We start from the raw sequence: 23484 nt of genomic DNA, 5'->3' as shown, positions 1-23484 counted from the left end.
TTGGCCGAAAGATCCTGCCTGTCAGTCACAGGCAATGAATGCAGTGAAATCCTGCGCTGCTGCTGCCAGAGCCTCGGGGGACATCGGATCATTTGACAGGTCGAGTTTCGGGGTTACGCCGTTCTGGGCCAGAAACAGTTTTGCAATCTCACCTCTGACTGCGAAGTTAACGTTCTGCGGTATGTCGCCCGTAACTTCCACCATCTTCAACACATCGAGCTTGGAGACGACAACTCCGACCACCTGACCCTGCGCCCCGAGCAATGGTCCGCCCGAGTTTCCGGTCTGCACCGGTGCAGTTATCTGCATCGTGGTCGAGTCGCCGCCCAACCCCTTTAGCGAGGACACCGCACCGCGCGTGACATTGAGCCCGCCCAGCAACCCTGCATAAGGATAACCCACCGCCGTTACATCGGAATTCAGCACGGCCGGACTGGCTGAGAATACCGCCGATGTCCTGCCCTGCAGTCCAGTCGACTGCAACAGGGCGAGGTCAAAGTCGTCCGAGCTTTCGATCAGTTTGGCCGAAGTGCCGTCAATTGTGATGGTCTGGCATCCGTCCACCACATGCGCATTGGTCAGGACGTGGCCTTGGGGCGACACGATGAAACCACTGCCCGATCGCGTGCCTTCGGGGCGGGCTGTGTCTTGGGCGGGTGGTGCCGGGGTGTTGTCGAAGTCTTCGTTCTCCAAAAGGGCGGTAGTGCGCATGATCGCCTGTTCAAGGCGCCCATTCGGTGTTGTCGAGATTGGAGCGGCTCTACCGATCGAGATGCTGGCGGCTACGGCCATCAACACGGCATGGTCACCCTGATCGGCTGACAGCATGATGGTCGACCAGGCCCCGTTGATAAAATTGGAGCGCGTGTACAGGCTGGAACCGTCGGATTCGGTCACTGATGTGACGGCGATATTGCGTTTTCGCACTCTGTAAGGCTCGGTTCTCGATAGATGCTGGCGCAGGGTGAAGTCATGCACGCTTTGTGCTGTACGCTCGGTCAGAATTCCCAGCGATATGGACAGGCTGCTCCGCGCATGTCGTAGATTTACGAAGTTGTTCGAGGGCGGATCGTTGATCAATGTTTTGTCCGGTAACAGCACCGACATGCCCATGGGTGCGAAATACCGCATATCCCATCCATCCTGTTGGTACCTGTCAAAAAAGGACCAAGCCAGAAACGCCATGTGCCAGTCTTCGGCCGGAGTCCCAAAGGTCTGCAAGGTGTAGTCTTGCAGCGCGCGCTGGCTGATGCGGCCCCAATCGCCGTCCAGTAGACCGCTATAGTGACCTTCGAACGCGAGCGCGGTTTGCAGGAATCTCTTGTCCTGCTGTGTCAGCAACCGTGCCTCAAAGCTCCGGAAAAGCTGAGCGTAGTCCTGTGCTGCCCCCCGTGTTGGCGGCAAGGCGAGAGCAAGGATGAGGCCAAGAAGACAAAGTAGACGCATCATTTGCAAGGTTCCCGTTAGAAATAAGGGAAGAACTTTCAGGCGGTGTATCGAGACGAAATTCTTTAAAACGTTACATGATTTTCGAATTTCAAGAAAGGCGGAGAGCGGGTGTTTTGAAGGCGATAAGGTGGCTCTGGCTGTCTGGAAGGCGAACAAGTCGCACCCGGTCAAAACTTCACAAACCTTTCATATGAATGTGCCTTGAGGTTCATCTGAGCATGAAACTCCTTCCTGTGTGATTGCGGGGGAGCGGGATGGACTGGCAGGCCAAGCGGTTTTCGGATCGGCAGAGCGACATGCTGCGCCGTGTGCATGACGAGCGTCATGTGACCATCGAGCGCTTTGCGCAGATCTATGGCGTGTCGACCCAGACGATCCGGCGCGATGTCAATCTGCTGTGCGAGGGCGGGATGCTGCGGCGCGTGCATGGCGGGGTCGAGGCCCCGCGCGCGGGCAATCTGGGCTATGGTGCGCGGCGCAGCCTGAACGAAGGGGCCAAGGCCCGGATCGCGCAGATGTTCTCGCGCGAGGTTGCGTCGGGTGCGTCGATTGCCGTGTCGATCGGCACGACGCCGGAATTTGCCGTGCAGGCCCTGCAGGATCAGACTGACCTGACGGTTGTGACCAACAACCTGAACATCGCGATCTTTGCCTGCGACCGTGAAGGCTGGACCGTGCATGTGCCCGGCGGCACGGTGCGGCCCGGTGATCGCGACATTCTTGGCCCGCAGACGCAGGCATTCTTTGCGCGCTATCAGGTGGATATCGGCCTCTTCGGCGTGGCGGGGGTGGCCGAGGATGGCACGCTGCTGGATTTCACCGAGGAAGAGGTGGCGGCGCGGCTGGCGATCCTGCGCAACTGCCGCCGGTCGGTGCTGTTGCTGGATGGCACCAAGTTCGGGCGGGCGGCGCATGTGCGCGGCGGCCATATCACCGATGTCGATCAGGTGATCTGCGACGTGACCCCGCCCGACGCGCTGGCGCGGGCGCTGGCGGCGCGGGGCACCGCCCTGCACATCGCGCAGGAGGTTGCATGACACAGGCAATGACGCAGGGAGCGGCGGGCCGCGCGGTGCGGCTGGACGGGATCGTGAAACGCTGGGGCGACACAACGGCGCTGGACGGTGTCAGCGTGGATGTCGCGCCGGGCAGCTTTACCGCGCTTCTGGGCCCGTCGGGCTGTGGCAAATCCACCTTGCTGCGCATCGTTGCGGGGCTGGAGGCGGCCAGCGCGGGCCGGGTGCTGATCGGCGGCGCGGATGTGACCAAAAGACCGGCGGACAAGCGCGACCTGTCGATGGTGTTCCAGTCCTACGCGCTGTTTCCACATCTGAGCGTGGCGGAGAACATCATCTTCGGCCTGCGCACACGCGGGGTGAAACGCGCCGAACGGCAGGACCGGCTGGAGCGTGTGGCGTCCCTGCTGGGGCTGAGCGATCTGCTGGACCGCAAGCCCGCCGCGCTGTCGGGCGGGCAGCAGCAGCGCGTGGCGCTGGGGCGGGCGGTGATTGCCAAACGCTCGATCTGCCTGATGGATGAGCCGCTGTCGAACCTGGATGCCAAGCTGCGCCAGACCATGCGGACCGAGCTGCGCGCGTTGCAGCGCGAATTGGGATTCACGATGATCTACGTCACCCATGATCAGGTCGAGGCGATCACCATGGCCGATCAGGTGGTGCTGATGAATGCCGGTCGGGTGGAGCAGGCGGCCTCGCCCGAGGCGCTGTATGAACGGCCCGCCACGACCTTTGCCGCGCGCTTTATCGGCACGCCGCCGATGAACCTGATCCCCGCCGCCGCATTGGGGCAGGCGGGTGCGGTGCTGGAACAGGCGCTGGGCGCCTCGGTGCTGGTGGGCATCCGCCCCGAGGCGATGCACCCGGCCGCCGGTCCGACCAATGGCCCTGCCGCGCTGACGATGACCGTGACCGGCGCGGAATACCTGGGCGCGGATGCGCTGGTGCAGGGGCGCATCGGCGATGCGCCGGTGCTGATGCGGGTGCCGGGCCATGCCATGCCCGCGCCCGGCGGCACGGCTGCGATTGCGGTCGCGGCGGATGATTTTCACCTCTTCGATGCCGGGACGGGGGCGCGCGTTACCGTGCCCGACCCGGTGTCGTTGCTGGCCCGGACCGGACTGCCGGTGGCCACTCCCGGCGCGGATGCGCCCGTTCTCAACCAAAGGACTCCATGACCATGCTTGCCAATATCCTCAAAGGCGCGGCTGCTGCGGCCGCACTTGCCATCACTGCGGCGGCACCGGCGCGTGCCACCGACCTGCAATTCTATTTCCCCGTCGCCGTCGGCGGCGGCGCGGCCGAAGTCATCCAGTCGCTGACCGATGAATACCTGGCCGCCAACCCCGACATCAGCATCGATGCGGTCTATGCCGGCAGCTATCAGGACACGATCACCAAGGTGATCACCGCGGCGCGCGGCGGCAATGCCCCGCAGCTTTCGGTGGCGCTGTCGGCGGATATGTTCACCCTGCTGGACGAAGGGCTGATCCTGCCGTTCGACGATTTCATCACCACCGATGAAGACCGCGCATGGCTGGACGGCTTTTACCCCGCCTTCATGGAAAACAGCCAGACCGGCGGCAAGACCTATGGCATCCCGTTCCAGCGCTCGACCCCGGTTCTGTACTGGAACAAGGAAGCGTTTGCCGAGGCCGGTCTTGACCCCGAAACGCCCCCCGCGACCTGGGAAGAGATGGTCGAGATGGGCAAGACCCTGACCAGGAAGGACGACAACGGCAATGTCAGCCAGTGGGGCGTGCGCATTCCGACCTCGGGCTTTCCCTATTGGCTGTTTCAGGGTCTGACCACGCAGAACGACGTGATCCTGGCCAATTCGGACGGCAACGAGACCAATTTCGACGACCCCGCCGTGGTCGAGGCGCTGGAATACCTGGTGTCGCTGTCGACCGAGCATGGCGTGATGGAGCCCGGCATCGTGGAATGGGGCGCCACCCCCAAGGCGTTCTTTGAGGGCCAGACCGCGATGATGTGGACCACCACGGGCAACCTGACCAACGTGCGCGACAACGCGCCGTTCGACTTCGGCGTGGCCATGCTGCCTGCCAACAAGCGTCGCGGCGCGCCCACGGGTGGCGGCAACTTCTACCTGTTCGAAGGTTCCAGCGACGAGCAACTGGCCGCCGCCGTTGATTTCATCAAGTGGATCACCCTGCCCGAGCAGTCGGCCAAGTGGACCATGGCAACCGGCTATGTCGCGCCGCGCCCTGCAACGTGGGAAACCGACACGATGAAAGACTATGCCGCCGACTTCCCCGCCGTTCTGGTGGCGCGCGATCAGCTGGAGCATGCGGTGGCCGAGCTGTCGACCTATGAAAACCAGCGCATCACGCAGATCTTCAACGATGCGCTGGCCGCGGCCATCACAGGCACCAAACCGGCGGCCGAGGCTCTGGCCGAGGCGCAGGCGCAGGCAGACGCGATCCTGGCCGCCTATCGCTGAATGACCTTGCGGGCGGGCCGCGCTGGCCCGCCCGTTTCCCTACCTTGAAAGGACGCCCCGATGCTGTCGCGCCAATGGATACATGGCTGGCTGTTGCTGACCCCGGCGCTGGCGTTCATCTTTCTGTTCACCCATGTGCCTGCGGTCACGACGGTCTGGAACAGTTTCTTTTCCACCCCGCGCGGGCGGCGCCCATCCGAGTTCGTGGGGCTGGACAATTACGAGCGGATGATCGGCGACCCGGTGTTCTGGCAGGTGCTGGTCAACAATCTGTGGTTCGCACTGGGCACCATCCCGGTTTCCATCGCGCTGTCCATCGCCATGGCGCTGTTCGTCAACCGCGCCTTTGCGGGGCGGTCGCTGGTGCGCATGGCCTATTTCACGCCGACGGTTCTGCCGCTAATCGCGGTGGCGAACATCTGGCTGTTTTTCTACACCCCCGGTTTCGGCCTGATCGATCAGGTGCTGGGGGCCTTTGGCTATGGCCAGACAAACCTGCTGGGCAGTCCGGATACCGCATTGGCGGCCATCATCGTGGTGTCGATCTGGAAAGAGGCGGGGTTCTTCATGATCTTCTACCTTGCCGCGTTGCAGGCCATCCCGCCGCAACTGGCCGAGGCCGCAAGGATCGAAGGCGCGGGCGGCTGGACGATCTTTCGCCGCATCACCTTTCCGCTGATGATGCCGACCACGCTGTTCGTGTCGATCAACGCGGTGATCAACGCCTTTCGGCTGGTCGATCACATCTTCATCCTGACGGGGGGCGGGCCGGACAATGCGTCGTCGCTGCTGCTGTATTACATCTATGAAACCTCGTTCCGGTTCTGGGACACCGCCTATGGCGCGACGCTGACCGTGGCGATGCTGGCACTGCTGGGGGTGCTGGCGATCGGGCAGTTTTTCCTGTTCGACCGCAGGGTGCATTACAAATGACCGGGTTCGACCGTATCCTGATGACCACCGGCGCGGTGGTTCTGGCCATCGTCTGGGTGCTGCCGCTGGTCTATGCGATCTGGACGGCGGTGCATCCGTCCGAGTTCGAGGCGCGGTTCGTGCTGACCGCGCCGCTGACGGTCGAGAATTTTGCAAAGGCGTGGAACGCGGCCCCGTTTGCGCGGTATTTCCTGAACACCTTCATCCTTGTGACCGGCATCGTGGTGTGCCAGTTCGTGCTGTGCACGCTGGCGGCTTACGGCTTTGCGCGCTATCGCTTTCCGGGGCGCGACATCCTGTTTTCGCTGGTGCTGCTGCAACTGCTGGTGATGCCCGACATCCTGATCGTCGAGAATTACCGCACCATCGGCGCGCTGGGGCTGGTCGATACCATCGCGGCCATCGCCTTGCCCTATGTCGCGTCGGGGTTTGGCGTGTTCCTGATCCGACAGACCTTCATGACCGTGCCGAAAGAGCTGGACGAAGCCGCCCGGATCGAGGGCGCAGGGCCTCTGACGATCCTGTGGCGGGTCTATGTGCCGCTGGCCAAGCCGATCTACCTGGCCTACGGGTTGGTGTCGGTCAGCCATCACTGGAACAATTTCCTGTGGCCGCTGATCGTCACCAACTCGGTCGAGACCCGGCCCGTGACCGTGGGACTGAGCATTTTCTCGACCAGCGATTCCGGCATCGAATGGGCGGTGATCAATGCCGCCACGCTGATGACATCGGCGCCGCTGCTGATCGCGTTCCTGCTGTTCCAGCGCCAGTTCGTGCAAAGCTTCATGCGCGCAGGGATCAAGTAGCGGGCGGGTGCGCCGCGCCTACCTTGCGTCATTTTTTGCCGCCCGGCTTGCAACCCCCCGCGCAGATGCCGTTAATGCGGCAAGCTGCGCAGGGGGAGGGGCCATGCTGGACGGTATCCGCATCATCGAGATCGAAGGACTGGGCCCCGGCCCCTTTGCCGCCATGATGCTGGCCGATCTGGGGGCCGATGTGATCGTGGTGCACCGCAAGGGCGGCGGTAGCGCGCCGGGGGCACCCGCGCGCAACCTGCTGGATCGCGGCAAACGCGCGATCGCGCTGGATCTGAAAGACCCCGGCGATCTGGACGTGGTCAAACGCCTGATCGCGCGGGCCGATGGCCTGATCGAGGGGTTCCGCCCCGGCGTGATGGAGCGTCTGGGCCTTGGACCCGAGGCCGCCCATGCGCTGAACCCCGCGCTGGTCTATGGCCGGATGACCGGCTGGGGGCAGGACGGGCCGCGCAGCCAGCAGGCGGGGCATGACCTGAACTATGTCGCGCTGTCTGGCGCGCTTTGGTATGCCTCACCGCCCGGGCAGCCGCCGTTCACGCCGCCCACGATGGCAGGCGATATCGGCGGCGGGGCGCTGTATCTGGTGGCGGGGATGCTGGCCGGGATCATCCGCGCCGGGCGCACCGGGCAGGGCACCGTGGTGGATGCGGCCATCGTCGATGGTTCGGCCCATATGATGAACCTGCTGATGTCGCTGGGCGCTGCCGGGGGGCTGTCGATGACGCGGGGCCAAAGCCTGCTGGATGGTCCGCACTGGAGCCGCTGCTACCCGTGCGCCGACGGGCAGTTCATCTCGGTCCAAAGCCTTGAGGCCAAGTTCTATGCGATCTTCCTGCAAAAGCTGGGCCTGTCGGATGACCCCGACTTTGCCGCGCAGTTCGAGCCGGCCAGATGGCCCGCGCAGACCGAGCGGCTGGCCGCGATCTTTGCCAGCCAGCCACAGGCGCATTGGGTGGCGCTGTTTGACGGCAGCGATGCCTGCGTGGCCCCGGTGAACCCGCCCGACCGTGCCGCGCAGGATGCCCATATCGCCGCGCGCGGGATCTGGCAGCAGGATGGCGGCATGATGCAAGCCGCACCGGCCCCCCGGTTTGACGGGCAGGCACCACCCCGCGCACGCGCCGCGCCCACGCGCGGGCAGGACACAGACGCGATCCTTGCCGAGCTTGGCAAGGGCTGACCGACACGAGACCAACAAGGACAGACCATGAATTTTGACAGTTTCCAGCTTGAAAACCTCGCCCTGGCAGTGGACGACGAGGGCATCGTGACCGTGTCGCTGAACCGTGCCGCCAAGCGCAACGCGCTGAACGCCGCCACGGTGGACGAACTGGTCGAGGTGTTCAGCCGCCTGCCGCGCATGGGCGCGCGCGCCGTGATCCTGCGCGGCGAGGGCACGCATTTCTGCGCCGGGCTGGACCTGGTCGAGCACCACACCGAAGATCGCCGCCCCGAGGAATTCATGCACCTGTGCCTGCGCTGGCACGAGGCGTTCAACAAGATGGAATACGGCGGCGTGCCGATCATCGCCGCGCTGAAAGGGGCCGTTGTGGGCGGCGGGCTGGAACTGGCCAGTTCCGCGCATATCCGCGTGGCCGATCACAGCACTTATTTCGCCCTGCCCGAGGGGCAGCGCGGCCTGTTCACCGGCGGCGGTGCCACGATCCGGGTGGCCGATCTGGTGGGCAAGGCGCGGATGATCGACATGATGCTGACGGGCCGTGTGTACAAAGGTGACGAGGCGATCAGCGTCGGGCTGGCGCAGTATCTGGTCGAGGATTCCGAGGCCAAGGCGCTGGAGATCGCGCGCGCCGCCGCGACCAATCCGCCGCTGTCGAACTTTGCCATCTGCTCGGCCATCAGCCACATGCAGAACATGTCGGCGCTGGATGCGGCCTATGCCGAATCCGTGGTGGCGGGCATCGTCAACACCCAGCCGGACTCGCGCGGGCGGCTTGAGGCGTTTGCCAACAAGACCGCCGCGCGGGTGCGCCCCGACTGAGATGTCTGAGATGGACCGGCGTATCGTCGCGCATCACCCTGTAAATCCGCGCCGCTCGTCCCTACCTGTAAACATGGATCAGGGGCCAGACCGGCCCACCCAATTGCAGGAGGCACAAAGATGCAGTTTCAACTGAACACCGACTCCAATATCGAGGGCGACGACCGTCTGGCCGAGATCGCGGAGGACACGATCACCGGGGCCCTGGGGCATCTGACCAGCCGCCTGACCCGGATCGAGGTGCATCTGGTGGACGTGAACGGCGCCAAGGGTGGCCCCGACGATATCCAGTGCAAGGTCGAGGCGCGGCCCGAGGGCATGCAGCCGCAGACCGTCACCCATGCGGATGCCGATGTTGCCGCCGCCCTGCGCGGGGCCGGCAAGAAGATCCGCGCGCTGCTGGACAGCGAGTTCGGCAAGTTGGCCGCGCGCTGATCCTGCTCTGGCGGGGCGCGAACGCCCCGCCGCATCCCCCGGCAAAGGCGCGGCCATCGTTGCAATGACGCAACCGAGGATGGCGATGTCGCCTTTGCCCTTCCCACGTCCTGAAACTTTCGGTATCCAGAAATGGCTTTGGTCCGGGCGACTCGTCGTTCGGTTAAAAGGGAACACGGTGCGGGGAGATCCCCAAATCCGTGACTGCCCCCGCAACTGTAAGCGGTGAGCGATGCCGGCATATGCCACTGTTGCGCCAGATGCGCGACGGGAAGGCCCGGCAAAGCTGCGACCCGCAAGTCAGGAGACCTGCCAGAGTGATCACCCTATCCGGGCGCGGGGCGCGCCGTGGATAACGGTCCTTTCCGTTGTGGTGGCACTTTTCACCGTGACGGGGGGCATGCGTCCTTCCGCACGAAATCTGGCAAACGACGGGCGCAAAAGCGCCCCGCGAAGGACGAATGATGATACGACACCTGCTGGCCTCTGCGGCCTTTACCGCCCTTGCAACCGCCCCTGCGCTGGCGCAACAGGCCTTTGATCTGGAGGAGATCACCGTTTTCTCGAATATCGGCGGGATCGAGGCCGACCGCACGGGCACCGCCGTGTCCGTGCTGGATGCCGAGGATCTCCAGCGCAACGGCGAAACAGCGGTTACCGACGAACTGAACGGCCTGCCAGGCATCAGCGTCGCGCGCAACGGCCCCGTGGGCACGCAGACTACGTTGACGATCCGGGGCGTGAACCAGAACAACATCGCCGTGCGCTATGAAGGGATCGACGTGGCCGACCCGTCGGGCACGCAGGTGGCGTTCGATTTCGGCGGACTTATGACCGGCGGCCTGGGCCGGATCGACGTTCTGCGCGGCGCGCAATCGGCGCTGTTCGGCAGCCAGGCGGTTGGCGGCGCGATCCTGATGCAGGGCAAACGTGCCAGCGGCATCGGCACCGAGGTCGAAACCCAGCTGGAGTTCGGCAGCCACGGAACCCGGCAGGCCTCCATCGACGTGGCGATGGCCTCGGACCGGGGCGAGCTGAGCTTTGGCCTGGGCCGTTTCCGCACCGACGGCTTCTCGGCCTGGGAAGAAAACGGGCGCCCCGGCGCCGAGGCTGATGGCTACGAGGAAACCCGCCTGAACCTTTTTGCCGCCTACGATCTGGGCGCCGCCACGACGGTCGAGTTTGCGGGTTTCTTCATCGATTCAGAAGGCGAGTTCGACGACAATTTCAGCGGCACGTTTTTCGACTCGGCCAACGTGAACCGCAGCCGGAAACGCGGCGCGCGCCTGAGTGTGATCCACGATTTCGGCGCGGTGCAGGTGACCGGCACGCTCAGCCGGTTCGCCATCGACCGCGAGCTGGATTACAGCGGTTTCATCCTGCCCTACAAAGGCCGGCGCGATACCGCGCGCCTCGAAGCGGCCTTTGCGCTGGGCGCATCCATCGACGTTGTGGCGGGGATCGAGCACAAACGGGAAACCTATATCGACACCTACCAGTCGCGCAGCACCGACATGAACACGGCCTTCGCGCAGGCGGTATATGCCATAAATGCCGATAACGACGTGACGGCCAGCCTGCGCCATGACAATCATTCGGCATTCGGCGGGCAATGGGCCGGACGCCTGAACGGGGCGCACCGGCTGGGCGGGGGCACCACGCTGCGCTGGTCGGCCGGAACCGGCTATCGCGCGCCGTCGAATTATGAGCTTTACGGCTTTTACGTCGATACGTTCGTGACACCACCCGCCACGGTGCTGGTGGGCGACCCCACGCTGGGCGTGGAAAAGGCGCAAAGCGTCGATTTCGGGATCGAACAGCAATTCGGCAATGGCCGCGTGGCGCTGACGGCGTTCTATCTGAAGGCCACCGACCTGATCGATTACAGCTTTGCCTCGGGCACTTATGTGCAGCGCAACGGCGCAGCACGGCGCACGGGCATCGAGCTGTCGGGCGAGTGGGATATCGACGACCGCCTGCGGCTGAGTGGCGCCTACACCTATACCGATACGGATATCGACGTGGCGCTCGACTCGTCGGGCTGGTCCGCGGCGGTGCCTCTGCACAAGCTGGCGCTGGCGCTGGACTGGGCCGCGACAGAGCGGCTTGACCTGGGCCTGAATATGATCGCCTCGGCCGACAAGCCCCGCGTGGACGACTTTGTCGTCGTCAACATGGCCGCCGCGTATGAGGTCAGCGACGGGGTCGAGGCCTATTTGCGGATCGAGAACCTTCTGGATCGCGAATACCAGACGGTTGCGGGATATGGCACGTCGGACCGCGCAGCCTTTTTCGGGCTTCGTGCGTCTTTCTAGGATCATATCACCCCTGGCTGCGCTTCTGATCGGCGGCGCGGCGTTTGGCGACACGCCGCAACGTGTCGTGTCGCTGAACCTGTGCACCGATCAGTTGGCCATGCTGGTGGCGGCACCGGGGCAGTTGGCGGCGGTGACACCGCTGGCGGCGAACCCGCGCACCTCGGCCATGGCAGATCAGGCGCGCGATTTGTCCGTCACCCATGGCCGCGCCGAGGAAATCTATCTGATGCAGCCCGATCTGGTGGTGGCGGGCCGGTTCACCGCCCGTGCCACGGTGGAAATGCTGCGCCGTCTGGACATCCCGGTGGCAGAGTTCGCCCCCGCCTACGCCCTGACCGATGTGGCCGACCGGCTGGCCCAGATGGGCGCGGTTCTGGGGCAGGAGGCGCGCGCCGACGCCCTGATCGCGCAGTTCAACAGTGGGCTGGCGGACGTGCAGGCCGAAACGGACACCCGCCCGCAGGCGGCCCTGTATTACGCCAATGGCTATACCTCGGGCGGTACCTCGCTGGCGGGGCAGATCCTGCGCGCCGGGGGGTTCGACAACGTGGCGACCGATCTGGGGTATGGGGCTATCGGCGCGCTGCCGCTGGAACTGCTGGCGCTGGCCGATCCCGATGTGGTGGTGACCGGCAACCCCTATCCCGGGGCCAGCCGGGCGGAGGCGGTGATGGATCATCCCGTCGTCACCGCGCTGAAACGTGGCCGGGTCAGCGGCACGGTGACCGACCGCGACTGGGTCTGCGGCACGCCCTATGCCCTGCGCGCGGTGCAGGCGATGGCCGATCTGCGCCGCGCGGTGGAGGCGGGGCAATGAGCCGCGTTCTGATCCTGCTGTCGGTGACGGTCGCGGGGCTGTTCGCCCTGTCGCTGCTGGTGGGGCCCGCCAGCATCGCGCCGCTGGACAGCCTTGCGGGGCTGCTGGGCGGGGGCGACGGGCCGGTGGCGATGGTGATGCGCGAAATCCGCCTGCCGCGTGCCCTGCTGGCGGTGATGATCGGGGCCAGCCTGGGCCTGGCCGGCGCGGCGATGCAGGGCTATCTGCGCAATCCGCTGGCCGAACCGGGGCTGATCGGGGTCTCGGGCTCGGCCGCGCTGGGGGCGGTGCTGGCGATCCAGACCGGGCTGTCGGCGGCCTTTGCGCTGGCGCTGCCGCTGATGGCTTTGGCCGGGGCGCTGGGCGGCGTCCTTCTGGTGCTGGCATTGGCCGGACCGCGCGGCGGGGCCTTGGTGCTGATCCTTGCGGGCATCGCGATTTCGGCGATGGCGGGGGCGCTGACGCAACTGGTGCTGAACCTGTCGCAGAACCCCTTTGCGGTGAACGAGATCGTGTTCTGGATGATGGGATCGCTGGCGGATCGGTCGATGACGCATCTTTGGCTGGCGCTGCCGTTCACGCTGCTTGGGTGGGCGCTGCTGGCCAGCCTAGGCCGTGGCCTTGACGCGCTGACGCTGGGCGAGGATGCGGCGCAGGTCATGGGGATCAACCTGACCCGCCTGCGGCTGATGCTGATCCTTGGCACAGCCTGCGTGGTGGGGGCGGGCACGGCGGTGGCCGGGGCCATCGGCTTTGTCGGGCTGGTGGTGCCGCATCTGCTGCGCCCTCTGGTGGGCGCACAGCCGTCGCGCCTTTTGCCTGCGAGCGCCCTTGGCGGTGCAGCGATGCTGCTGGCCGCCGATCTGGCGGTGCGGCTGATCCTGCCGGAACGCGATCTGAAACTGGGCGTGCTGACGGCGCTTGTGGGCGCGCCGCTGTTTCTGCACCTGATCTACAAGACGCGAAAGGAGATGGCATGACCCTGCTGTCCCTGCGCGATCTGTCGGTCACCCTGCGCGACCGTATGGTATTTTCCGGCGTCACGCTTGAGATCGGCAAGGGCGAGCTTGTGGGCCTGATCGGGCCCAACGGCGCGGGCAAGACCACGCTGATGCGCGCGGCGCTGGGGCTGCTGGCGCATGAGGGCGACAGCAGCCTTGCCGCGCTGCACCCATCGGCCCGCGCCCGTGCCGCCGCATGGATGCCGCAGGCGCGCGAGATCGCCTGGCCCGTGACGGTCGAGGCGCTGGTGACGCTGGGCCGCACCCCGCACCGCACGCGGGCGTTGACCGCAGCTGATCGCGCCGCCGTGGACCGCGCGCTGGACTGGATGGACCTGTCGGAGATGCGCCACCGCACCGCCACGCGGCTATCGGGCGGCGAGCAGGCCCGCGTTCTGATCGCCCGCGCGCTGGCGCAGGACACGCCGCTGCTGATGGCGGATGAACCCATTGCCGGGCTGGACCCGGCGCATCAGATCGCCACGATGCAGACCTTTGCCGATCTGGCGCGGGCCGGGCACTCGGCCCTTGTGTCGCTGCACGATCTGGGGCTGGCGGCGCGCCATTGCAGCCGCCTGATCCTGCTGGGGCAGGGCCGCGTGATGGCCGATGGCCCGCCCGCCGATGTGCTGACCCCGGACCTGGTGGCGCAGGTGTTCGGCATCACCGCCTACAGCGCCGACACCGCGCATGGCCGGGTATTCCAGCCGCTTGAGGTGCTGGGATGAGCGTGACACTCGATCGCCCCTGGCTGGCGTTTGACCTTGGTGCCGATATGCCGGTGCTCAGCTTCACGCTGAACCGCCCCGGTTTCGTCACCGCCCGCCGCATCCTGTGGCGCGAGGTGCGCAATGCCGACCTGACGCCGGAACTGGACGTGCCCGTATGGCTGGGCGCGGAATTGGCCGCGCGCAGCGCGCAGGACGCGCCATGTTTCCTGACCTCGCGCGATGTCAGCGCCTTTGAGGTGTCGGAAGCCACGACAGGCGACGTGACCGCCACCGCCGTGGCCACCGTGGGCCTCTCCAACGCCGAGCGGATCGGCACGCGCATGGCCTATGATCCGGCCTCGTTCGGCACGATCAACGTGGCGTTGCGCCTGTCGGTCGGGATGACACAGGCGGCACTGATCGAGGTGCTGGCGATTGCTGCACAGGCCCGCACCGTCGCGGTTATGGACCTGGGCCATGCCCTGCCCACGGGCCTTGCCACCGGCACAGGCACCGATTGTCTGGCCGTGGCCGCCCCCGTTGGTGAGGCCGGGTTTGCCGGTATGCACACCGATATTGGCGTGGCGGCGGGCCGTGCGGTATATGACGTCGTGCGCGCGGGCGGTGATTTCTGGATGACCCATGTACGGCGGAGGCAGGCATGAGCGGATTTGACAGGGTGCAGGCCATGCTGGATCTGGGCGGCCCGGCGCTGTGGGTGATTGCCGCGCTGTCGGTGCTGACCGTGGCACTGACCCTGTGGAAGCTGTGGCGGCTGGCACTGGCCGGGGTCTGGTCGCCGGGCCGGGCCGAGGCTGTGGTGACAGGCCGCGCCGCCCCGGTGCCTCAGGCGCGCAACCTGCACTTGCGCTTTGTCTCGCGCGTGGCGGGCGTGCTGTCCGGGCCGATGGCCCCGCAGGCGCAGCGCGACGAGATCACCCGGCTGGCCCTGTGCGAATTGACCCCGCTGCGCGCCGGGCTGCGGGCGCTGGAACTGATCGTGACGATTGCGCCTCTGGTGGGCCTTCTGGGCACCGTTCTGGGCATGATCGAGGCGTTTCAGGCCCTGCAGGACAGCGGCGCGCGGGCCGATCCCTCGGTGCTGGCAGGCGGCATATGGGAGGCACTGCTGACCACCGCCGCAGGCATGGCCGTTGCGATTCCGGCGGCGATTGCCCTGTCGGGGTTTGAATCCGTGGCCGAGCGCGTGCAGGCGGATCTGGAGGACATGGCAACCCGCATGACGGGCCGGGCCGGGGGCGCTTGATGTTCAGCTTTGCCGCCCCCCGTCCGCGCCGTCGCCCCAGCCTGACGCCGATGATCGACGTGGTGTTTCTGTTGCTGATCTTCTTCATGCTGGCCGCGCGCTTTGGCGTGGATGCCGCCCTGCCGCTGGATCTGGCGACGGGGGGCGCGACCGAGTATCAGGGCCCGCCCCGTCTGGTCGATATCGCGCCGGACGGGCTGCGCCTGAACGGGCAGGCCGTGGCACTGGACGGGCTGGCCGATGCGCTGGCCCCGCTGATGCAGGGGCCCGAGGATATGGTGGTGCTGCGCCCACGGGAGGGCGCCGATCTGCAACGGCTGATCGACGTGGCCACGGCGCTGCGCGCTGCCGGGATCGCCCGCGTGACAGTGGTGGAGTAGCGCGATGCGATTTGCCCCGCCCGTCCGACGCACCCCGCGCGAGACCATCGTGCCGATGATCAACGTGGTGTTCCTGCTGCTGATCTTTTTCCTGATGACCGCGCAGATCGCCCCGCCCGATCCGTTTGATATGGACTTGCCGCAGGCCTCGGAACAGGCGGACCTGGACGGTCCGGCCGTGCTGTGGCTGGCAGCAGACGGCACGCCCGCGCTGGACGGCGTGACAGGGGAGGCCGTCTGGTCCGCCCTGGCGGCGCTGGGGCCGGATGTGGCGCTGAGCATCCGGGCCGATCAGGCGCTGCCGGGGGTCGAGCTTGCGCGGGTGATGCAGCGGTTGTCGGGGCTTGGCCTGCGCGATGTGCAACTGGCGGTGCAGCCATGAGAGGCGTTGCGGAATACCTTGTGTTCATCGGGCTGTCGGTGGGCGCGCATGTGCTGGTGCTGGCCCAGCCCGGGGGCGATGGCGCGGGACCGGGTGGCGATCAGGGCACGGCGCAGGTGACGCTGGCCGCCGCGCCGGGCGATCTGGCCGATCTGGTGGTGGCATGGACCACACCGCCGCAGGTTCAGGCGCAGGATGTGGCGATGCCCTTGCCGGCGATGGATAGGGCCGCGCCGCAGGTTCAGGCGGCCCCCGACGCGCAGGTCCCGCGCGACGCCCCGGCGGCGCTTCCCCCGGTGGAGGTGCCGCAGTCTGCGCCGGTGACCGATCAAGCCGCACCGGCACCGATGGCCGCGCCGCAGGTGGCGGCCCTGCCGGAATTGCCCGGCCCCGTTGCGATGCCCGATGCGCCAGACCGGCCCGCCCCGGGGCAGGCACCGCCGCAAGCGGCCCCGGACCTGCCGCCTGTGGCGCAGGATCCACCGCCGCAGCAGCAGGCCGCCGCGCCGGTGTCATCCGTGCGCCCCAAAGCACGGCCCGAAACCACGCAGGCCGCACCGCCCCCGCGCGCCGCGCAAAAGGCCAAGGGGCAGGGGGCGTCGCCGCAGGCCGGACAACCGCGCGCCAAGGCCGCCGACCCTGCCGGGCTGAGCGACAGCCAGCGGCGCAGCCTGATGGCCCAATGGGGTGGCCGCGTGCGCGCCAGTGTCGAGAGAAGCAAGCGGTATCCCCGCGGCAGCCGCGACAGCGGGCGGGTGACTTTGCGCATCACCCTGTCGCATACCGGGGGGCTTCAGGGGGTCGCGGTGGCGCAATCCTCGGGGCATGCCGCGCTGGACCGGGCGGCACTGGCGGCGGTGCGGCAGGCGCGGTTTCCGGCGGCCCCCAAGGGGCTGGCGGCAGGCAGCCACAGCTTCAACCTGCCGGTGTCCTTCGCACGCTGAGCGCGCCACAGCGGCGCGCTGAAACCCGGCGCTGCGCCCCGGTTCAGTCGGTGATCAGACCGGCGCACAACCGTTCCAGCATGTCGGTGCATTGCCGCAACTGGTCGGCCGATACGAATTCATCGGCCTTGTGCGCCTGCTCGATCGAGCCGGGGCCGCAGACCACCGCGCTCATCCCCAGCGACTGGAACAGGCCCGCCTCGGTGCCAAAGGCGACCACCTCGGCACCGTTCTGGCCGGTCAGGCGCTGGATGATGTCGCGCGCCTCGTTTTCCTCGGCGGGTTCCAGCCCCTGCACATCGCCGATCACCTGCGTGTCGATCCGCGCACCCGGATGCACGGCGCGCATCGCGGGCAGCAGCACATCGCGGGCATAGGCCGCGATTTCCTCGGTCACATAGGCCTTGTCGCCGGGCTGCACCGGGCGCAGTTCCCAGTCGACCTCGGCCAGACCGGCGATGACGTTATGGGCCACGCCGCCATGCAGGCGGCCCACCTGCAAGGTGGACCACGGCGGATCGAACAGGCTGCCCGCCGGGGCGCGGGGCTTGAGGTCTTCGCGCAGTTCCAGCAGGCGCATGACGTAGCGCGCGGCATATTCCACCGCCGACACGCCCCGATCGGGGGCTGATCCGTGCCCTTCGAGACCGTGAAACCGGGTGGTGTATTCGCAGCAGCCCTTGTGCCCTTCGATGATGCGCATCATCGTGGGTTCACCGATGATCGCGGTGGCGGGCCGGATGTCCGACGCCGCCAGATCGCGCACCAGATGCTGTGCGCCCAGGCATCCGACCTCTTCATCATAGGTAAAGGCGAAATGGATCGGGCGGCGCAGGTTCGCCTTGCCCAGCATCGGGGCCATGGCGGTGGCGGCGGCGATGAACCCCTTCATGTCGCATGTGCCGCGCCCGTAAAACGCGTCGTCGCGCGGGGTCATCTCGAACGGATCGTCGGTCCAGCCGTCCTCTTCGGCGGGCACGACATCGGAATGGCCCGACAGCACGATCCCGCCCGACACCTCGGGGCCAATGGTGGCAAAGAGGTTGGCCTTGTGCCCGCTGGGGTCGGTCATCATCTGCACATGCGCGCCCGCGTCGTTCAGGCGGTTGGCCAGATGGGCGATCATCTCAAGGTTGCTGTCGGCAGACACCGTGGGAAACGCGATCAGGTCGCGCAGGATCTCGACCGTGTGTTCAAACCTGTCCATGGGGGCCCCCTTGATGACCGTGCTGGCCTGCAGGGTGACGGTGTTCGGCTCGGGGTGCAAGCGGTTGCGCGCGGTCGGTGCTCCAATGTTTCAGGCGCGTCACGCAATTGGGACTGGCCTGTGCGCGGGCCTGCGGTCTATGGCTTGAGCCATGTTCGACGCCCGCATCCGCCCGCTGATCGACCCGATCCTGAACGCCCAAGGCCGCAGCCTGGCGGGCTGGGGGATCACGGCCAATGCGGTCACTCTGGCAGGTCTGGCACTGGGCTTGATCGCGGCGGCGATGATCGCACTGGGGGCGCCCGGCTGGGCGTTGGTGCCGCTGCTGGTCAGCCGTCTTGCCGATGGGCTGGACGGGGCGGTGGCGCGGGCCACGCAGACCAGCGATTTTGGCGGCTATCTGGATATCACCAGCGATTTCCTGTTCTACGGCGCTGTCGCCTTGGCCTTTGTCTGGCTGGACCCGGCGGCCAATGCGGCGGCGGGGGCGTTCCTGCTGTGCAGTTTCTATTTCAACGGGGCCAGCTTTCTGGGCTTTGCCATCCTGGCCGAAAAGCACGAGATGCGGACCGATGTGCGCGGGGTCAAGTCGCTGTATTTCACGGGCGGGCTGCTGGAGGGGTTCGAGACGATCGCGTTCTTCGTGATCCTGTGTCTTGCCCCTGCGTGGTTCGCACCGCTGGCCTGGGGGTTCGGGGCCTTGTGTTTCGTCACGGGCGTGTCGCGGATACTGCTGGCACGTCAGGTGTTTGGGGAGAGAAGGAAATGACGATGTGGAAACAGGCGATTGCGGCGCTGGCGCTGCTGCCCGGACTGGCCTGGGCCGAGCCGGACCCCGCCGACTGGGATGCGGTGCTGGAGCAGGCGCGCGGGCAGACCGTCTATTGGAACGCGTGGGGTGGATCGACCACGACCAACGCCTTTATCGGCTGGGTCGGCGAGCAGGTGTCGACGGAATACGGCGTCACGCTGGAGCATGTAAAGCTGTCCGATACCGCCGATGCGGTGGGCCGGGTGCTGGCCGAAAAGCAGGCCGGGCAGGACAGCGGCGGCGCGATCGACCTGATCTGGATCAACGGGCCGAACTTTGCCGCGATGAAGGACGCCGGGCTGCTGTTCGGCCCCTTCGCCGAAAGCCTGCCCAACTGGGCGCTGGTCGATGTGGCGGGCAAGCCGGTGCAGGTGGATTTCACCGTGCCGACCGACGGGATGGAAAGCCCCTGGGCCGCGGCGCAGGTGGTGTTCATGTATGACAGCGCGGATATGGAACCGCTGGCCGACATGGCCGCGCTGCTGGACTGGGCGCAGGACAATCCGGGGCGCTTCACCTATCCGCAGCCGCCCGATTTTCTGGGCACGACCTTTCTGAAACAGGCGCTGTATGGCGTGCTGGATGATCCCGCGCCGTTGCTGGACCCGGTCGATCAGGCGGACTATGAGGCCGTCACCGCCCCCCTTTGGGCCTTTCTGGACGCGCTGACGCCGAACCTGTGGCGGCAGGGCCGGGCCTATCCGCAGACCGGGCCGCGCCAGATTCAGCTGCTGGCGGATGACGAGATCTCACTGGCCATCAGCTTCAGCCCCGGCGAGGCCTCGAGTGCCATCGCGAACTTTGAACTGCCCGACACGGTGCGCACCTTCGTGCCGCAGGGCGGAACCATCGGCAACGCCAGTTTCGTGGCGATCCCCTACAATGCCAGCGCCAAGGCGGGCGCGATGGTTGTGGCCGATTTCCTGCTGTCGCCGCAGGCGCAGGCGCGGGCGCTGGACCCGGTCAACCTGGGTTATGGCACGGTGCTGGACGTGGCAGCCCTGCCCAAGGCGGGTCGCGCGCTGTTCGAAGGGATCGACCTTGGCATCGCCACCCTGTCGCCGGACCAGCTTGGCCCCGCGCTGCCCGAGCCGCACCCAAGCTGGATGACCCGCATCGCGGCAGACTGGACCGCGCGGTACGGCATTGCCGAGTAACCCGGCCCTGCGTTACTTGCCCGCGCTGGTGATCGCGCTGTTGCTGGGGCCGGTTCTGGCGGGCTTGTTGGGCACGCTGGCCCCGGCCTTTGGCATCCTGCCCGTGATTGGCCGGACCCAGCCGGGGCTGGAGGCCTTTGGCGCGCTGCTGGACTGGCCGGGGCTGGCCAGCGCGGTGCGCCTCAGCCTGGTGACCGGGCTGGGCTCGGCGGTGATTTCGCTGGGGATCGTGACGCTGCTTGTGGCCTGCTGGTCGGGCACGCGGTCCTTCGCGGCGTTCCGGCGGGTGTTGTCGCCGCTGCTGTCGGTGCCCCATGCGGCGGCGGCCTTCGGGCTGGCGTTCCTGATCGCGCCCTCGGGGCTGATCGTGCGCGGGCTGTCGCCCTGGGCCACGGGCTGGACGCAGCCGCCCGACCTGCTGATCGTGCAGGACCCGATGGGCCTGTCGCTGCTGGCCGGGCTGGTGGTGAAAGAGGTGCCCTTCCTGCTGCTGATGACGCTGGCGGCGCTGGGGCAGGCCGATGCAACCCGGGCCGAGACGGTGGCGCGCAGCCTGGGCCATGATCGGCCTGCCGCATGGCTCAAGGCGGTGTTCCCGCTGGTCTACCGCCAGATCAGGCTGCCGGTGCTGGTGGTGCTGGCGTTTTCCATGACCGTGGTGGATGTGGCGATGATCCTTGGCCCCAACACGCCGCCCACGCTGGCCGTGCAGATCCTGCGCTGGATGAGCGACCCCGACCTGGACATGCGGTTGCAGGGCGCGGCGGCGGCGACGCTGCAACTGGTGCTGGTGCTGGCGGCGTTGGCGCTGTGGTGGCTGGGCGAGCGGCTGGTCGCACGGCTGGGCCGGGCCTGGGTCTGGTCGGGGCATCGTCGCGCGGGCGGGCGTGTGACGGCGGCGCTGGCGCTGGGTCTGGCGGGCATGGCGGCGGCGGCGGTGCTGGCCGGTCTGGTGGTGCTGGGCGTCTGGTCGGTCGCGGGGTTCTGGAGTTTCCCAGAAGCTTGGCCCGAAGCCGTCACATGGCGCACCTGGGCGCGGCACTGGCCCGGCGTGCGTGATGCGCTGGCGGTCACCATGGCGATTGCCGCCCTTGCCACCGGTCTGGCGCTGGCGCTGGCCATGGGCTGTCTGGAGGCCGAGCACCGCTTTGGCCTGCGCCTGCGCGCGCGCGGCCAATGGCTGCTCTATCTGCCACTGCTGGTGCCGCAGGTCGCCTTCCTGCCCGGGGTGCAGACATGGATGCTGATGCTGGGCGTCAAGGGCGGGCTGGCGGCTGTGGTGGCGGCGCATGTGATCTTTGTGTTTCCTTATGTGTTCCTGTCGCTGGGTGATCCGTTCCGCGCCTGGGATGCGAGGCAGGCCACCGTGGCGCACAGTCTGGGGGCCGGGCCGGGCCGGGTGCTGTGGGCGGTGCGTCTGCCGATGCTGCTGGCCCCGGTGCTGACGGCGGCGGCGGTGGGCTGGGCGGTGTCGGTGGGGCAATACCTGCCCACGCTGCTGATCGGCGGCGGCCGCGTGTCCAGCGTGACGACCGAAGCCGTGGCGCTGGCCTCGGGCGGGGACAGGCGCGCGATCGGGGTCTGGGCGCTGGTGCAGACGGCGCTGGCGCTGGTGCCTTTCGCGCTGGCGATCGGGCTGCCGCGCGTGCTGTTTCGCAACCGGCGGGGGGTGCTGCATGGCTGAGGACGGGCTGCTGTTGGACGATCTGCGCGTGCGTCTGGCAGGCAAGGACATGCTGCGCCTGTCGGCCACCGTGCCGCCGGGGCAGGTGGTGTCGGTGATGGGGCCGTCGGGATCGGGCAAATCGACCCTGCTGGGCGCGGTCATGGGCACGCTGGGCGCGCCCTTTGCGGTGTCGGGGCGTGTGGTTCTGAACGGGCGCGATGTCACCGGCCTGCCAACGCAGGCGCGCGGGATCGGCATCCTGTTCCAGGACCCGCTGCTGTTCGCGCATCTGTCGGTGGGGGCCAATCTGGCGTTCGGTCTGCCCCGCAGCGTCAAGGGCGCCGACCGGCGTGCGGCGGTGGATGCGGCGCTGGATCAGGTCGGGCTGTCAGGCTTTGCGCCGCGCGATCCGGCCACGCTGTCGGGCGGGCAAAAGGTGCGCGTGGCGCTGATGCGCACGTTGCTGGCCGCGCCCGCCGCGCTGCTGCTGGACGAGCCTTTCGCAAGCCTTGATGCCGACCGCCGCGCCCAGATGCGCGCGCTGGTGTTCGACCGCGCCCGCGCCGCCGGCCTGCCGGTGCTGCTGGTCACGCATGATGCGCAGGATGCGCAGGCGGCGGGCGGGCCGGTGCTGCGGCTGGGCTGAGCGGTCCGGCCTTCATCTTGCCCATAAACTCCGGGGGTGAGGCCGCAAGGCCGAGGGGGCAGCGCCCCCTTGCCTGCGCGCCTGTGCGTGCCCTGCCACCTTTGCCTTGGCGCGGGCTGCAACAGATGGTTCTGTGAAACGTATCGGAGGAGGAGAAAACCATGACCAAGGTGCTGTACGAAAAGGACGGGCGGATCGCGCGGATCACGCTGAACCGCCCGCAGGTGATGAACGCAATAGATGACGAGGTGCCGCATCTGCTGGAACAGGCGGTGGCGCGGGCCGATGCCGATGACAGCGTGCATGTGATGGTGCTGTCAGGCGCGGGCGATGCGTTCTGTGCGGGCTATGATCTGGCGTATTATGCCGAGGGCAACGGCACCGGACAGGTGACGCAGGAGATGCCCTGGGATCCGATCAGGGACTACCGCTTCATGTGGAAGAACACCCAGGCGTTCATGTCGCTGTGGCGCGCCATGAAGCCGGTGGTGGCCAAGGTGCATGGCTTCGCCGTGGCGGGCGGGTCGGATATCGCGCTGTGCTGCGATTTCGTGGTGATGGCTGACACCGCGCAGATCGGCTATATGCCGACCCGCGTCTGGGGCTGCCCGACCACGGCGATGTGGGTCTACCGGCTGGGACCCGAGCGCGCCAAGCGGATGCTGTTCACCGGCGACAAGATCACCGGGCGCGAGGCGGCCGAGATGGGACTGATCCTGAAATCCGTGCCCGAGGCCGATCTGGACGCAGAGGTCGAGGCTCTGGCACAGCGCATGGCCGGTGTGCCTATCAACCAGTTGGCGATGCAGAAGCTGGTGATCAACCAGGCGATCGAGGCGCAGGGGCTGATGAACACCCAGCGGCTGGCGACGATCTTTGACGGCATCACGCGTCACTCGCCCGAGGGGCTGAATTTCAAGGCCCGCGCCGAGGCTGTGGGCTGGAAACAGGCGGTGGCCGAGCGGGACGCGGGCACATGGGACTGGACGGCGAATGGCCCCATTCCGGGTGCCAACCGGGATGGATGAGGGGGGCGCTGCCCCCCGTCGCGCAAGGCGCGA

24 protein-coding genes and 1 riboswitch are annotated in these 23484 nt (G+C 67.1%); of the genes, 22 read left to right on the top strand and 2 right to left on the bottom strand.

Features of this window, described 5'->3' with window-relative positions; genetic code table 11:
• Window positions 1–21: 21 nt before the first annotated feature.
• Window positions 22–1605 (bottom strand): S1C family serine protease, encoded by a 1584-nt coding sequence (locus tag ACFTOW_RS03575; RefSeq protein ID WP_379913131.1) that lies wholly within the window; start codon window positions 1603–1605, stop codon window positions 22–24.
• Window positions 1606–1703: 98 nt separating this feature from the next.
• Here ACFTOW_RS03575 and ACFTOW_RS03570 point away from each other — a divergent pair, with 98 nt between their 5' ends.
• The 17 genes from ACFTOW_RS03570 (at window position 1704) to ACFTOW_RS03490 (ending at window position 16936) form a co-directional block, all read left to right on the top strand.
• Window positions 1704–2486: a DeoR/GlpR family DNA-binding transcription regulator gene (locus ACFTOW_RS03570; RefSeq protein ID WP_379913129.1), complete on the top strand. Its 783-nt coding sequence runs from the start codon at window positions 1704–1706 to the stop codon at window positions 2484–2486.
• Window positions 2483–3643: an ABC transporter ATP-binding protein gene (locus ACFTOW_RS03565; RefSeq protein WP_379913127.1), complete on the top strand. Its 1161-nt coding sequence runs from the start codon at window positions 2483–2485 to the stop codon at window positions 3641–3643. Before ACFTOW_RS03570 ends, ACFTOW_RS03565 begins: the two co-directional genes overlap by 4 nt.
• A 2-nt stretch (window positions 3644–3645) precedes the next feature.
• Complete coding sequence (locus ACFTOW_RS03560; RefSeq protein ID WP_379913270.1) at window positions 3646–4929, top strand: ABC transporter substrate-binding protein; 1284 nt, start codon at window positions 3646–3648, stop codon at window positions 4927–4929.
• 60 nt (window positions 4930–4989) lie between these two features.
• A complete protein-coding gene (locus ACFTOW_RS03555) occupies window positions 4990–5862 on the top strand; it encodes a carbohydrate ABC transporter permease (RefSeq protein ID WP_379913125.1) in 873 nt (290 codons plus the stop codon).
• Window positions 5859–6668 carry a carbohydrate ABC transporter permease gene (locus ACFTOW_RS03550; RefSeq protein WP_379913123.1) on the top strand — a complete coding sequence of 270 codons (810 nt, stop codon included), beginning with the start codon at window positions 5859–5861 and terminating at the stop codon, window positions 6666–6668. Before ACFTOW_RS03555 ends, ACFTOW_RS03550 begins: the two co-directional genes overlap by 4 nt.
• Before the next feature lie 103 nt (window positions 6669–6771).
• Complete coding sequence (locus ACFTOW_RS03545) at window positions 6772–7860, top strand: CaiB/BaiF CoA transferase family protein (RefSeq protein ID WP_379913121.1); 1089 nt, start codon at window positions 6772–6774, stop codon at window positions 7858–7860.
• Between the two features lie 27 nt (window positions 7861–7887).
• The gene (locus ACFTOW_RS03540; RefSeq protein ID WP_379913119.1) at window positions 7888–8682 is read left to right on the top strand and encodes a crotonase/enoyl-CoA hydratase family protein; all 795 of its coding nucleotides are present in this window, start codon (window positions 7888–7890) and stop codon (window positions 8680–8682) included.
• Between the two features lie 120 nt (window positions 8683–8802).
• On the top strand, window positions 8803–9117 hold the full coding sequence (locus ACFTOW_RS03535) for an HPF/RaiA family ribosome-associated protein (protein ID WP_379913117.1): 315 nt from the start codon (window positions 8803–8805) through the stop codon (window positions 9115–9117).
• Between the two features lie 122 nt (window positions 9118–9239).
• A riboswitch (cobalamin riboswitch) is annotated at window positions 9240–9448 on the top strand.
• A gap of 133 nt (window positions 9449–9581) precedes the next feature.
• On the top strand, window positions 9582–11432 hold the full coding sequence (locus tag ACFTOW_RS03530; protein WP_379913115.1) for a TonB-dependent receptor plug domain-containing protein: 1851 nt from the start codon (window positions 9582–9584) through the stop codon (window positions 11430–11432).
• Complete coding sequence (locus ACFTOW_RS03525; RefSeq protein ID WP_379913113.1) at window positions 11383–12252, top strand: ABC transporter substrate-binding protein; 870 nt, start codon at window positions 11383–11385, stop codon at window positions 12250–12252. The genes ACFTOW_RS03530 and ACFTOW_RS03525 overlap by 50 nt, the downstream gene beginning before the upstream one ends.
• Entirely contained in the window at window positions 12249–13232 is a 984-nt protein-coding gene (locus tag ACFTOW_RS03520; protein ID WP_379913111.1) for a FecCD family ABC transporter permease, read from the top strand. Before ACFTOW_RS03525 ends, ACFTOW_RS03520 begins: the two co-directional genes overlap by 4 nt.
• Window positions 13229–13981, top strand: a complete 753-nt coding sequence (locus ACFTOW_RS03515) for an ABC transporter ATP-binding protein (protein ID WP_379913108.1) — start codon at window positions 13229–13231, stop codon at window positions 13979–13981. The genes ACFTOW_RS03520 and ACFTOW_RS03515 overlap by 4 nt, the downstream gene beginning before the upstream one ends.
• Window positions 13978–14628 carry an adenosylcobinamide amidohydrolase gene (locus ACFTOW_RS03510; protein ID WP_379913106.1) on the top strand — a complete coding sequence of 217 codons (651 nt, stop codon included), beginning with the start codon at window positions 13978–13980 and terminating at the stop codon, window positions 14626–14628. Before ACFTOW_RS03515 ends, ACFTOW_RS03510 begins: the two co-directional genes overlap by 4 nt.
• Window positions 14625–15230: a MotA/TolQ/ExbB proton channel family protein gene (locus ACFTOW_RS03505; protein ID WP_379913104.1), complete on the top strand. Its 606-nt coding sequence runs from the start codon at window positions 14625–14627 to the stop codon at window positions 15228–15230. The genes ACFTOW_RS03510 and ACFTOW_RS03505 overlap by 4 nt, the downstream gene beginning before the upstream one ends.
• A complete protein-coding gene (locus ACFTOW_RS03500) occupies window positions 15230–15610 on the top strand; it encodes an ExbD/TolR family protein (RefSeq protein WP_379913102.1) in 381 nt (126 codons plus the stop codon). The genes ACFTOW_RS03505 and ACFTOW_RS03500 overlap by 1 nt, the downstream gene beginning before the upstream one ends.
• A gap of 4 nt (window positions 15611–15614) precedes the next feature.
• Window positions 15615–15992: an ExbD/TolR family protein gene (locus tag ACFTOW_RS03495; protein WP_379913099.1), complete on the top strand. Its 378-nt coding sequence runs from the start codon at window positions 15615–15617 to the stop codon at window positions 15990–15992.
• Window positions 15989–16936: a TonB family protein gene (locus tag ACFTOW_RS03490; RefSeq protein ID WP_379913097.1), complete on the top strand. Its 948-nt coding sequence runs from the start codon at window positions 15989–15991 to the stop codon at window positions 16934–16936. Before ACFTOW_RS03495 ends, ACFTOW_RS03490 begins: the two co-directional genes overlap by 4 nt.
• A 43-nt stretch (window positions 16937–16979) precedes the next feature.
• On the opposite strand, the gene argE is transcribed toward ACFTOW_RS03490, so the two are convergent.
• Window positions 16980–18143 (bottom strand): acetylornithine deacetylase, encoded by a 1164-nt coding sequence (gene argE / locus ACFTOW_RS03485; protein ID WP_379913095.1) that lies wholly within the window; start codon window positions 18141–18143, stop codon window positions 16980–16982.
• A 151-nt stretch (window positions 18144–18294) separates the two neighbouring features.
• On the opposite strand from argE, the gene ACFTOW_RS03480 reads away from it, so the two are divergent.
• From ACFTOW_RS03480 to ACFTOW_RS03460, 5 genes are all read left to right on the top strand, one after another.
• The gene (locus ACFTOW_RS03480) at window positions 18295–18912 is read left to right on the top strand and encodes a CDP-alcohol phosphatidyltransferase family protein (RefSeq protein WP_379913093.1); all 618 of its coding nucleotides are present in this window, start codon (window positions 18295–18297) and stop codon (window positions 18910–18912) included.
• A gap of 2 nt (window positions 18913–18914) precedes the next feature.
• Complete coding sequence (locus ACFTOW_RS03475; protein WP_379913268.1) at window positions 18915–20111, top strand: ABC transporter substrate-binding protein; 1197 nt, start codon at window positions 18915–18917, stop codon at window positions 20109–20111.
• Window positions 20112–20118: 7 nt separating this feature from the next.
• A complete protein-coding gene (locus tag ACFTOW_RS03470) occupies window positions 20119–21795 on the top strand; it encodes an ABC transporter permease (protein WP_379913266.1) in 1677 nt (558 codons plus the stop codon).
• Complete coding sequence (locus ACFTOW_RS03465; RefSeq protein WP_379913091.1) at window positions 21788–22423, top strand: ATP-binding cassette domain-containing protein; 636 nt, start codon at window positions 21788–21790, stop codon at window positions 22421–22423. The genes ACFTOW_RS03470 and ACFTOW_RS03465 overlap by 8 nt, the downstream gene beginning before the upstream one ends.
• A 161-nt stretch (window positions 22424–22584) precedes the next feature.
• Window positions 22585–23451 carry a crotonase/enoyl-CoA hydratase family protein gene (locus ACFTOW_RS03460; protein WP_379913089.1) on the top strand — a complete coding sequence of 289 codons (867 nt, stop codon included), beginning with the start codon at window positions 22585–22587 and terminating at the stop codon, window positions 23449–23451.
• The last annotated feature ends 33 nt before the right edge of the window (window positions 23452–23484 follow it).

The organism is Lacimonas salitolerans, from assembly GCF_042677865.1.
Lineage (GTDB): Bacteria > Pseudomonadota > Alphaproteobacteria > Rhodobacterales > Rhodobacteraceae > Lutimaribacter > Lutimaribacter salitolerans.
This window is presented reverse-complemented; position numbering and strand designations above follow the sequence as displayed.